Raw genomic sequence first — 9,403 nt, 5'->3', positions numbered from 1 at the left:
CTTGGTCTTTGCGGCGGTGTGTCTTCTGCCGGGGGGGGTGGGGGGGGGGCTCGCTTTCGTTTGGGGGGTTAGGTGCGCCTGGGCGGGTCCGTGACCCCGGCCATACGGGGGGGCGCTTTTTTCCCCACTCGCGCCACCCCTTCGCTCAGCTGCGCCAAAATTGCGCGCCAGGTTCAGTCTTACGAGCCCTGAACGCTCCTGGCGCGTCGTCATATTGGCCTCTAGCATGGGGACTTCGATCAAGGAGCTTCAGCCGGGGGTGGTCGCGTGCAGTCGGGTGCGGAAATCGGTCCTCCCGCGATGTTCGACCCGAATCAGCCCAGTGTCGCTCGTATGTACGATCTCCTGCTGGGCGGACACGAGGGCTACGAGTCGGACCGCGTGGGGGTGGAGCGACTGCTGCAGGTGGCGCCGAGCAGCCGGACCGTCGCGCTGATCAACCGGGCGTTCCTGATGCGGGTCGTCGAGGTGCTGGTCAGGGACTACGGGGTCAGACAGTTCATCGACTTCGGTTCGGGGCTGCCGACGCAGCGCAACGTGCATCAAGTCGCCCAGGGGATCGATGCCGCCTGCCGGGTCGTCTACGTCGACAACGACCCGATGGTGCTCCACACCGGCCGGACCCTGCTGGCGGAGAACGACAACACGGCGATCGTGTGGGCGGACATGCGCGATACCGACCGGATCTTCTCCAGCCCCGCGGTCGAGCGGCTGATCAAGCCCGATGTTCCCACGGCGGCGCTCTTCGTCAGCGTGCTGCACTGCATCCCGCAGGCCGGTTCGGTCCCGCCCGCCGAGGTGGTGCGCCGGGTGCGCGGGCGCCTGCCCGCCGGCCGGCCTGCCTACATGGCCATCTCCCAGCTCGTGAGCCCGGACCGGGCGGTCCGAGAGCGCATCACGGCGCTGATGGCCGAACTCACCCGCGACGCCTGGGGCGAGGTGCGCACAGCGGCCGAGGTGACCGCCTACTTCGAGGGCATGGAGATTCTGGAGCCCGGCGTGGTCGAGGTGTCCCAGTGGCGTCCGGCCAGGAGGGTCCGGCCCCCGGAGATCGAGTGGGAGGAGTTCGGCGGCATCGCGAGGGCGCACTAGCCCGCGAAACCGGTCCCCCGCAGTCGCCCGCCGTGGACACTGATCGCGTTCTTGATGAGCGCCAGGCCCTCCGTGCGGTCTGCCACGTGCCCCATCAGCGTTCGCAGCAGGTCCCGGTAGTGGTCGACCTCGTGCGGCTTGCTCAGGTACGTAGCGCCGGCGCCCGGCCCCTCCACGTAGATTATGTCTCCGGGCCCCCCGTACTCGAAGCCGAGCCGGGCGAAGGCCATCGGCGGCGGGGTGACGTTCGCGGCGAACGGCAGGATGCGGATGTAGACGTTCTCGTGTTCACCGAGGTCCTGCAGGTGCTCCAGTTGCTCAATCATGATCTTCGGGCTGCCGATGTTGCGGTGCAGCACGCTCTCGTCCAGCAATGCCACCACCGTGCGGTCGGGCTTGTCGTACAACAGCTGGGCCCGGTCCATCCGCTGCTGCACGCGACGCTCGACCTCGCGCGCTGGCGCCCGGTGGCGACCCGCCTGGATGATGGCCGCCGCATAGCGGCGCGTCTGCAGCGGGCCCGGAACCACGACTCCCTCCCAGTACTCTGCCTGCGCCGCCTCGACTTCCAGACCGATCATGCGCCGGAACCACCCTGGAGTGATGTCCGCGTACTCCGCCGCGAAGGGCCCGGCTGCCACGCGGTCCAGCAGGGTCTCCACGTTCGCGCGGTCCTCGTGGCCGACACCGTAGAACTTGATCAGGTCGTGCACGTCGCGCGCCGACGGGGCGCTCTCGCCGCGCTCCATCCTGCTGAGTTTGGACACCGATGCGCGGATGTGCGGGGCGACGTCGGACAGGCGCATCCGACGTTCCACCCGCAGGTCCCTCAGTGCCGAGCCGAGGACTCTCGCGGCAACAGCCGGCCCGCCGTTTTGTGGGCGCTTGCACATGTCGCCGCCTTCCGGCTCGCTCAGTGCGGGACGGGCGGGGTCGGCAGGCATGCAGGACTCCTGAGGGCCGGGTTCGGGAATTACTATCCCACGGCCCGCGTCCCGCATGCCCGCCGTTCTATGGATCCCATCGGCTCGAACGGATCAGTTGAAGAACAGGTGGTTGAACGCCCCGCCCCCCATGCCCTTGGCGAACGCCATTCCCTCGTCGTGCGTGAAGATCAGCGCCGGCCCCTGCGGGTCACGGGAGTTGCGGAAGGCGATGTGGCCGTTCGGCAGGCTCGCCACCTCCACGCAGTTGCCCTCCGAGAAGCTGTAGGGGCTCTTCTCCCACTCCACCGCCAGCAGCGCCGCACAGACACCGTTCTGCGGAATTCCAGCATTCATTCGACCTCTCCCCTTTCATCGCACGACAATTCGAACACTTCACCCCTTGCAATCCCATTTGCAATTGCAAGGGAGTGGTCACGGGAATGCTAGCGACAGGGAATTCGAACGCGGTGTCCTCCAAACGGGTGCCTTCGATCCGCATCGCGGCGCCCCCTTCTCTCGGGTTGCGGACCGTCGAAGGAGGGAAGGGGACGGCAGACATTCGCGCCGCACTCGCTCAGGAGGACCGTGCCGACCGGGCCCGACGACCCCTGCTTCACCCGCGACCCGGCGCTGGGTCCGGCCATGCCCCGGCTCGCCGTGCACCGCACGTGCGGCACACCGGCCGCCGTCGAGACGGCACAAGCGTTCGCGAGGTCCACGGTGCAGCGGTGGCGGACTCCCGTCGCCGACGAGGCGGTCACCGACGCCGTCGACACTCTCCTGCACAACGCCGGCCAGGAGGAGGTGTGGCTTGGACTGGTCGAATCCGCCACCGACCTACTACTCCTCCTCACCCTGAACCCGCCCATCGCACCCGCCGACACGGCCCGGCCCGCCCCCGTCCTCCCACGCGCCGACGACGCCACACGCTGGATCAGGATCAGACTCCACGCGGCCCCCTCGAGCGCCCCAACGCCCCACCATCCCAGGGAACGACGCCACGGCTAAGGCCCACCCCGAAACGGATCTCGGATCGGGTCGCAGTACCCCCTCCTGCCGGCAGACCTCCTCATCGCGGAAGCCGGTCCTCCCACCCGATGGTGGTGCCGAATACCGAACCCGACGTCCGCCCCCGGCTGTCGCGACGGCCGTTCGCCCACCGGACCAACCGGCTCGCCCCCGCCGGCCATCTTCAAGGAGCCGGGGAAGGAGCCTTCGCCGCCCCGTCCGGGAGAACCGGGACCAGGCCGAAGACCGCGGCGATGCCTTCCGCTCACCCTCAACCGCCAGGCCGAGTGCACGACGCGCTCGCCGGGCACGTGGACCGTCCGCCGCGCACAGGACGACGAGGCTCTGCGAGAACGGCTCTGTCCGCAGTTCCGTAATGATCTCCACGGGCCTGAGGGGGGTCCAACTCTCCGCCATTGGTGGCGAGTTGATCCACAGCCGTAGGATCCACCCATTCCGACGTCGTCGAGACGGCCTGTCGGCCCTACAGGGAGTCCCTGAGGGCCTGGAAGGTCTTGAGGATCTCGCCGAGGGCGAGCCACCCCTCGGCGGCCAGCTCGTCCGCTTCCCGCCGACGGCCAGCACGACGCAGTACCTGGATATGCTCAACCAGCCGAGTCGCCTCCGCGATGACCTGACTGCCCGCCACCTCAATGATGTACAGAGGACTCTCGGTGGCTTCCACGATCCCGGCGGCCACCCGGGCGACCGCGAGCAGTTGATCGGCACTCAGGTGAGCCAGCCGTGCGAACGCGACGGTCTCCGTGTAGCCGCCTTGCGGTAACTGATCCTGCCTGAGGGTCTCCCGCGCGCCGCACGTCCGCAGGAACGCCAGGATGGCCTGCTCTGCGACGAAGGCGTGCCGGCCGTCGTCAAAAGGGATCTCGGCCGTCGTGCGCCACCCGTGTCGAGCATGCTGTCGAACCCGACTGGTACGACTGGCCCGGCTTGTGACGCCTACCTTCAGCGCATCCAGCTCGTCGCACTCTGCGATGTACAGCACAGCCCCCGCCTCGACCAGAGAATGGAAGTTCCGGCCCTGGCGGGCGCCAGCACCTGCCGTCTTTGTGTGCACGCCGCGATCGTGCCGGATGACACCGACAACCTCGCCACTCCCGATGCCGGTAAGCCATCTATACCGGGAGACCGGTACCGATGACCTGGCCTTTCACGGAACTGATGCTGTTGGTGATCTTCACTGGGGAGGGTGAGGCTGACGGCTTTTCCGGTCGCTGGCCCTGTGCGCCTGCTGTCCTGCTCTGGAGATCCGAGCAGGTTGAAGGGGCTGGTTACAGTGGCAATGGGCTCGTGGCCGGGGCGGGAGATTCCACCTCTGACGACGCAGATGGCACGGGCGAGCAATCCTCGCGGGACTGCGGCGATGTGGGTGCGGGACCATCTGGACGGGCTGTTCGTCGATGAGGACTTCGCCGAGTGGTATCCGCTCGACGGGCGGCGTGGTCTGTCGCCGGCGCGGCTCGCGTTGGTGTCGGTACTGCAGTACGCCGAGAACCTGACAGACCGGCAGGCCGCCGAGGCGGTCCGCTGCCGTCTGGACTGGAAATTACTGCCTGGGACTGAAGTTGGACGATCCCGGGTTCGACTTCTCGGTGCTCAGTGAGTTCCGCGGCCGAATGGCCGAGGGCGACCGCGCGGACCGGCTGCTCGCGGTGATGGTGGACCGTCTGGTGGAAGCAGGCCTGGTCAAGCCACGCGGGCGTCAGCGCACCGATTCCACCCACGTCCTGGCGGCGGTGCGGCGCCTGGACCGCATCGAGCTGGTGGGCGAGACCATGCGCGCTGCCTTGGAAGAGCTGGCACGCGCTGACGGGGAATGGCTGTCCACCCTTGTCTCGGACGACTGGGCTCGCCGCTACGGCCGGCCCGTACGCTACGACCGGCTGCCCAGAGAGACGAAGGCGCGGGAACGGTACGCCCTGACGGTCGGCGAGGACGGCATGCGGCTGCTGCGAGCCGTCCTCGGGCCTGGTGCCCCCACCCGGTTGCGGGCGTTGCCGCAGGTGGAGATCCTGCGGCAGGTCTGGATCCAGCAGTACTGGTACGACCAGGACGGCCGCCTGGGCTGGCGCGGCCCCAAGCAGACCCGCGACCGGCTGAGCCGGCGCCACAGCCCCCGGCGTTCGATGTCCGCAGAAGCCTCGGACGGGCGGCCCGATCCCACCTCGGCCCGGGCCCCCTGGTCGTCGGTCGAGATCGTCTCGCCCCACGACCCGCAGGCCCGCTTCAGCCACAAACCCGGCAAGGCCGAGTGGGTCGGCTACAAGGACCACCAGACCGAGACCTGCGACACCGGACTGCCGAACGTGATCGTGCACGTTGCCACCACGCCGGCACCCGAGCAGGACATCGACACCCTCGAACAGATCCACATCGACCTCGCCGCACGCGGCTTGGCGCCCTCCGAGCACTTGGTCGACGGCGGATACACCAGCCCCGCCACCATCCACCGAGCCAGGACCGAGCACGGGATCGACCTGGTCGGCCCGGTTCGGCTCCCACCCAGGACACGGGCGCTACCGGGCTTCGACAAGGAAGACTTCCATCCCAACTGGGAGGAAAGAACGCTCACTTGCCCCAACGGTGCTACCAGCCCGCCCTGGAAGGCGACACTCGCCGACGGCCAGCCACGCCTGTCCGTGCTCTTCCCCCGAGCCGTCTGCCGGGCCTGCGACGACCGTCCCAGGTGCACCGGGAACGTCGACGGCAAGGGACGCCACCTCCTGCTGCTGCCACAGCCCCTGCAGGAGATCCAGAACCGCGTCAGGAGAGAGCAGCAGACCCGGCCCTGGAAGGACCGATACGCCATGCGGGCAGGCTGCGAAGCCACCGTCTCCGAGACCGTCCACGCCCACGGCCTGCGCAACTGCCGCTACCGCGGCACCGCGAAGACCCACGTCCAACACGTCCTCACCGCGGCCGGAACCAACATCATCCGCCTCAGCCAGCACCGTGACGATGGCAAATCAGCCGACCATCGAACAGGCCCAACCACCCGATTCCAGCAACTCTGCCAACAACCGGATGGCGGGACTCGAACCCGTCACTCATGAAGATCACCAACAGCATCCGGAACTCCGGTCAGAGCCGCTTTCAACGAGCATCATCAAGGACGAGCCGGTCAGATCAGGCCTATCCAGGGTGGCCGGGTAGCCGTAGTGTTCGGCGCCCGCCAGGACCGGGTCGGGCTGCAAGAACAGGTCGGTGGCCGAGTCGTACAGGCGGCCTACCGGCGCAGAACGGAGGACTGCTGCTCCCCGGCCCGGCCGTCGGGATCGCCGATCTCAGAGCTGGGACGGTGCCGAGTTCTGCACCGGATTCTCGCAACCGGGCAGACGGCAACCAGGCCGAGCACCGACTCGACTCGGCGCGCCGGACCTACGGTTGGTGATAGCGGGCCAGGTCTACCTGGCGACTTTGGAGGTCTACGGAGTCCACGGGGTACGCCTCGGTGGGGGTTGGCCTGCCCAGGCGTCGCCCCGCGTCGATCTCGTGCGCGAGGGCTATGGCGGGGAGCGCGGCGGGGAAGTCGGGCTGCGACCGAGCCGGGGACCGGCGGGGAACACAGGGCGGGTCGTACCGGTCACGCGGAGGATGTCCGCAAGTCGTCGCGCAGCCTCGTCGGGCATCGGCAGCTCCCGGCGGCGGGCCTTGCCGGGATCCAGTTCGACGGCTTCGCCGCCGGCGTCCGCGGCCTTCAGGCCTGCGATCTCCTGCGTGCGCACACCCTGCAGGACCAGACCGAGGACACGGTCGGTGGAGGTGCGGGAGGCCCGGTCGACCTTCGCCTTCGCCACTCGGGCCGGGAGGATCAGCGGGTCCCGCTCGACCTCGGTCTCGCCCTGGTGTCGCGCCCAGCTTCGAAGTGCCTCTTCCACCCGCTGCCGCGCATCCTGGCCCGTCATGCGGTACACGCTACCTGTATCGCGTGCTGCATGGCGCTGGGTCCGGTCCACGCGGCCCGCCAACTACCCTGGGACCGTGCGGGCTTCGGATCACTCACCGGCGGCGAGCCAGTGGAGCCGGCCGTCCTTGGCGTAGGTCCGGCACGTCAGGGCCACGCCCGCCGAGGACGTCACGGTGGCGCCGGCTTCCCGACACTTACGGTGCGGCTCGTTGCAGCTGCCCTTCTTCTTCCCCGCCGTCTGGGCGCAGTTCTCGGTGTCGTGCGCCTCCCGCCCGGCGGGCGAGAGGTTGTCGTAGTTGCTCCCGTCGTGCCGTCCGGGAGAGTCGCTGCCCGTGGTACCGGTTCCGGCCGCCGTCCCGGTTCCGGCACGCTTGGTCGGCGAGGCGACCATCGCGGGCGGAGTCGACTTGGCTGTCGCCGTCCTCGGTACGGGCGGCGGGACCGGCACGGGCAGGGCCGACGCGGTCGGCGAGGTCGGCGAGGTCGGCGGCGGCAGTGTGGGTGGCAAGGCCGAAGTCGCCGGCTCGATGGAGGAGACCGGCGCCGGGGACGAGGCCGTGTCGGACCCGCCGGGCCCGCATGCCGCAGTCGTGGCGAGGAGCAGAGCCACGGTGGCGACAGCCACCGCCTTCGGCATGGTGCGTACGCTGATCTCAAGGCGGGGCATCAGGCTAGTCTAGGCAACCGGTGATCTTGGCCTGCTGGGCGGCCTGGCTCAGAAGTCTTTTGAGGAGAAGACGGCCCGGACGGTGGCCTGCGAGCTTGATGACCGGCAGGTGCGCCCCGAGCAGCACGGCGGGCAACAGGCGGTCCGCCTTCGTCAGCCAGGACGGTGTGGCGGTCAGCGCGGGGGCGCGGCGCCACAGCAGCGGCGGGGTCGGGTACCGGTGATCGCGGGGGTTAGCCCACAGGGCGTGGATGCGGTCGGAGGCGAGGGTTTCCTCGAACTCGATGGCGGCGGCCTCGGGGAACTGGGTCCGGGCGTGGGCGGCGAGGAGTTCGTAGGCGGTGGCGGCGACGCCTTGCTGGGCTTCGACCTCGCGGAGCAGAGCGGCCTGGAAGCTTCGGCTGGGGTCGGTGCGCCGGTAGGGGGTGGGCCCAGTCGGCGCGAGGATCGGTCGGGAGGTCGGCATGGCGGTCCTGGGAGGGGTCGAGTCCGGGCCGGTTCGCGGCCCGGCCGGGCGTCAGTTGGTCGCGTGCAGCATGCGCTTGGAGAGGTCTGCGATGCGGTCGGTGAGCGCGACCGCGGCACGGGCCTGAGCGGGCGTGTGAGGGTTGTCGCGCGAGCAGTGCTGGGCGAAGCCCCGCGCGATCTGGGTGAGTTCGAGCATCGCCACGGGGTCGTGGGCCGGGATCGTCAGGCTCCAGCTGGAGGCGTCAATGCGGTGCGGGACGCCGGCGCGGTAGGCGAGCAGCACCCGGTCGGTGGATGCGTCCCCGGTGAAGTCGTCGGGCAGCTGCCCGTTTTCGGTCAGCCAGTCGCAGAACGGGCCGGGCAGGGTGAGCGTCCACCGGCTGGTGGCGGGGGCGTGGTTGGCGGCCTGCTCGGCGTAGGCGTGGGCGTAGCCGAGGTGGCGGGCGGCCTTCGGGGTGCCGTGGGCTTGGAGTGCCCAGTCGTAGCCGCAGGCGGCGTGCTGGTGGTAGCGGCGTGCGGTGGGGCCGAGGTTGGTGTCGGCGGCGGCTCGGCGGTGCCGGTCGCGGGCGGCCTCGACGGTCTCGGCGGTGGTGGGTTTCGGCGGTGGTGTCGGCATGACGGCCTTCGGTCGGGCAGGCATTCCTGCGACGGGCTGGGGGTGGCGGGCCGGTGATCGGCTCAACACCCCCAGCCTCCCGGCCGTCGGCCGTCTTGGGCACACCAACTCGTATGCGTGGAAGGTGATTTGATCATCTCAGTCCGGACCTGGGTGGTCGCGGTTCCCACCCGCGCGCCACGGCCTCCGGGGGCGAGGCTCCTATCCCGGTGAGGGCCTGCCCCGAGCCCGTCACACCGCTCAGCCATCCGTGGCCTCGGCGGCGCGGAGAGGTGCGTGGCGCTCGTTTGGCGAATGCCGGTCAGCCGCTCGCCTTGGCCGGCGGCGGCACCTCTACGATGCGGCCGAAGGCGGCGCCGATGCGCAGCGCGAGGATCGCGTTGCCGTGGGCGTTGGCGAAGCCGCGGCAGATGGCGCCCTTCGTGCCGGGTGGGGCGAGGGCGGGCAGGGTCGAGTGGCAGACGATGTGCCCGTCGGTGGCGAGGGCCCTGGTGGCGAGTTGCCGCACGCGGCCGGGGGCGAGGTTCATCAGGTTGCCCGGGCGGTAGATGCAGGTGTCGCACAGGCGGGCGAGGACCCGCACCTCCCTGGTGGCGGGGTCGGCGACGGCCGGCGCCGGGTCGTCGTCGGGCTCGGGCTGCGCTTCGCCGTCGTTCACGGTGTCCTCCTGGTCGTCGCGGAGCTCCGGGGCGGGCGTGCGG

Annotated in this window: 11 protein-coding genes; 3 read left to right on the top strand and 8 right to left on the bottom strand. The window is 69.8% G+C overall.

From position 1 onward, the window contains the following. The first annotated feature begins 300 nt into the window (after window positions 1-300). The gene (locus tag ACFCY1_RS21950) at window positions 301-1,092 is read left to right on the top strand and encodes an SAM-dependent methyltransferase (protein WP_375875689.1); all 792 of its coding nucleotides are present in this window, start codon (window positions 301-303) and stop codon (window positions 1,090-1,092) included. Here ACFCY1_RS21950 and ACFCY1_RS21945 read toward each other — a convergent pair. The 3 genes from ACFCY1_RS21945 to ACFCY1_RS21935 all read right to left on the bottom strand — a co-directional run bounded on the left by ACFCY1_RS21945 (window position 1,089) and on the right by ACFCY1_RS21935 (window position 4,101). After that, on the bottom strand, window positions 1,089-2,036 hold the full coding sequence (locus ACFCY1_RS21945; protein WP_375875688.1) for a helix-turn-helix domain-containing protein: 948 nt from the start codon (window positions 2,034-2,036) through the stop codon (window positions 1,089-1,091). The two genes, ACFCY1_RS21950 and ACFCY1_RS21945, sit on opposite strands and share 4 nt — an antisense overlap. 93 nt (window positions 2,037-2,129) lie before the next feature. Then, a complete protein-coding gene (locus ACFCY1_RS21940) occupies window positions 2,130-2,372 on the bottom strand; it encodes a DUF397 domain-containing protein (protein ID WP_375875687.1) in 243 nt (80 codons plus the stop codon). Between the two features lie 1,138 nt (window positions 2,373-3,510). Next, window positions 3,511-4,101: a hypothetical protein gene (locus ACFCY1_RS21935; RefSeq protein WP_375875686.1), complete on the bottom strand. Its 591-nt coding sequence runs from the start codon at window positions 4,099-4,101 to the stop codon at window positions 3,511-3,513. 306 nt (window positions 4,102-4,407) lie between these two features. Here ACFCY1_RS21935 and ACFCY1_RS21930 point away from each other — a divergent pair, with 306 nt between their 5' ends. Both ACFCY1_RS21930 and ACFCY1_RS21925 read left to right on the top strand, forming a co-directional pair. Beyond that, window positions 4,408-4,647 (top strand): transposase, encoded by a 240-nt coding sequence (locus tag ACFCY1_RS21930; RefSeq protein ID WP_375875685.1) that lies wholly within the window; start codon window positions 4,408-4,410, stop codon window positions 4,645-4,647. Further along, a complete protein-coding gene (locus ACFCY1_RS21925) occupies window positions 4,610-6,097 on the top strand; it encodes a transposase (protein ID WP_375875684.1) in 1,488 nt (495 codons plus the stop codon). The genes ACFCY1_RS21930 and ACFCY1_RS21925 overlap by 38 nt, the downstream gene beginning before the upstream one ends. A 450-nt stretch (window positions 6,098-6,547) precedes the next feature. Here the strand turns inward: ACFCY1_RS21925 and ACFCY1_RS21920 are convergent, their stop codons facing one another. The 5 genes from ACFCY1_RS21920 to ACFCY1_RS21900 all read right to left on the bottom strand — a co-directional run bounded on the left by ACFCY1_RS21920 (window position 6,548) and on the right by ACFCY1_RS21900 (window position 9,360). After that, window positions 6,548-6,949, bottom strand: a complete 402-nt coding sequence (locus ACFCY1_RS21920) for a hypothetical protein (RefSeq protein ID WP_375875683.1) — start codon at window positions 6,947-6,949, stop codon at window positions 6,548-6,550. A gap of 90 nt (window positions 6,950-7,039) precedes the next feature. Continuing rightward, on the bottom strand, window positions 7,040-7,618 hold the full coding sequence (locus ACFCY1_RS21915; RefSeq protein WP_375875682.1) for a hypothetical protein: 579 nt from the start codon (window positions 7,616-7,618) through the stop codon (window positions 7,040-7,042). 4 nt (window positions 7,619-7,622) lie between these two features. After that, a complete protein-coding gene (locus ACFCY1_RS21910) occupies window positions 7,623-8,084 on the bottom strand; it encodes a hypothetical protein (protein ID WP_375875681.1) in 462 nt (153 codons plus the stop codon). Window positions 8,085-8,135: 51 nt separating this feature from the next. Further along, the gene (locus ACFCY1_RS21905) at window positions 8,136-8,702 is read right to left on the bottom strand and encodes a hypothetical protein (RefSeq protein ID WP_375875680.1); all 567 of its coding nucleotides are present in this window, start codon (window positions 8,700-8,702) and stop codon (window positions 8,136-8,138) included. 301 nt (window positions 8,703-9,003) lie between these two features. Further along, window positions 9,004-9,360: a hypothetical protein gene (locus ACFCY1_RS21900; RefSeq protein WP_375875679.1), complete on the bottom strand. Its 357-nt coding sequence runs from the start codon at window positions 9,358-9,360 to the stop codon at window positions 9,004-9,006. Window positions 9,361-9,403: the final 43 nt, after the last annotated feature.

Origin of the sequence: Kitasatospora sp. NPDC056273 (genome assembly GCF_042268845.1) — a bacterium.
GTDB lineage: Bacteria > Actinomycetota > Actinomycetes > Streptomycetales > Streptomycetaceae > Kitasatospora.
This window is presented reverse-complemented; position numbering and strand designations above follow the sequence as displayed.

Coding starts and splice junctions, on each gene's coding strand:
- ACFCY1_RS21950 (WP_375875689.1), top strand. CDS start 301: ATGTTCGACCCGAATCAGCCCAGTGTCGCTCGTATGTACGATCTCCTG.
- ACFCY1_RS21945 (WP_375875688.1), bottom strand. CDS start 2,036: ATGCCTGCCGACCCCGCCCGTCCCGCACTGAGCGAGCCGGAAGGCGGC.
- ACFCY1_RS21940 (WP_375875687.1), bottom strand. CDS start 2,372: ATGAATGCTGGAATTCCGCAGAACGGTGTCTGTGCGGCGCTGCTGGCG.
- ACFCY1_RS21930 (WP_375875685.1), top strand. CDS start 4,408: ATGTGGGTGCGGGACCATCTGGACGGGCTGTTCGTCGATGAGGACTTC.
- ACFCY1_RS21920 (WP_375875683.1), bottom strand. CDS start 6,949: ATGACGGGCCAGGATGCGCGGCAGCGGGTGGAAGAGGCACTTCGAAGC.
- ACFCY1_RS21915 (WP_375875682.1), bottom strand. CDS start 7,618: ATGCCCCGCCTTGAGATCAGCGTACGCACCATGCCGAAGGCGGTGGCT.
- ACFCY1_RS21910 (WP_375875681.1), bottom strand. CDS start 8,084: ATGCCGACCTCCCGACCGATCCTCGCGCCGACTGGGCCCACCCCCTAC.
- ACFCY1_RS21905 (WP_375875680.1), bottom strand. CDS start 8,702: ATGCCGACACCACCGCCGAAACCCACCACCGCCGAGACCGTCGAGGCC.